The organism is Oleiphilus sp. HI0086, assembly GCF_001635225.1.
The window spans coordinates 1-766 of record NZ_LWFZ01001296.1; the positions used below are offsets into that span (position 1 = coordinate 1).

Below are 766 nucleotides of genomic sequence, written 5' to 3' on the forward strand. Positions count from 1 at the left end.
CGATACCATGCAGATAGAGCAAGGGCGCTTGGCGCGAAGTGGTCAAAGTGCGCCTTTGCAGCTAGCATCTTGTAGGGACCGCTATGGTTTACCCGCTGCTTTTCAGCACAATGCAATGTTTGATGCCGTGGCAACCGCTGAGTTGTTTTTGGCGCAATATTCCCACTTAAAGTCGGCTAGAGGTCTTAGCCTGGAAGGTTTAGCGCCCAGAGTCAGCTAGCTTTTCCATATTTCAGCTACTTTCTGCGGGAGTAGCATCTATACTCTTGATATCAATGCTCAGGAGCCGTACATGTCTCACTTTGAAATCGACCCGATGCTGGCAAAGGTCGCCGAAAACCTTTCTCTTGCATGGGCTTATCTCGATGCCGACCTTAACTATCGTAAGGCAAGCTCTCGCTATGCCAAATCATTTCATCTATCTATAGAAGAGGTAGAAGATAAACCGCTGGTTGAAGTGATTGGTGAGAAGGCTTGTGCTCAGCTATCTCCCTACTTGGCAAGAGTGCTTAGCGGGGAAGAAGTTCGATTAGATAAAGACATTGAGCTAGACCTTAGAACCGGCATGATCTACAGACAAGCAACCTACCTTCCGCAAATTAGAGAAGGTAATGTTGTTGGCTTTTTCGTCTTTATGAATGACCTGACGGAAAACAACAAAGCAATTAATACACTTCGTCGTTTGCACCTCATTACTGCCGACAGTGAATTATCAGTTGAAGAAAAAATCCAGCGAGTTTTGGCCTTGGGAAAGCAGACTTTCGAG

1 protein-coding gene and 1 pseudogene are annotated in these 766 nt (G+C 46.2%); both read left to right on the forward strand.

All coding sequences use genetic code 11. The annotated features are described in order from the left end of the window. A pseudogene (locus A3756_RS28175) lies at positions 1–220 on the forward strand (hypothetical protein); the annotation flags it as partial. A 72-nt stretch (positions 221–292) separates the two neighbouring features. Beyond that, positions 293–766: PAS domain-containing protein (locus A3756_RS22260; protein ID WP_156490696.1), on the forward strand; the 474-nt coding region annotated here is incomplete at its 3' end.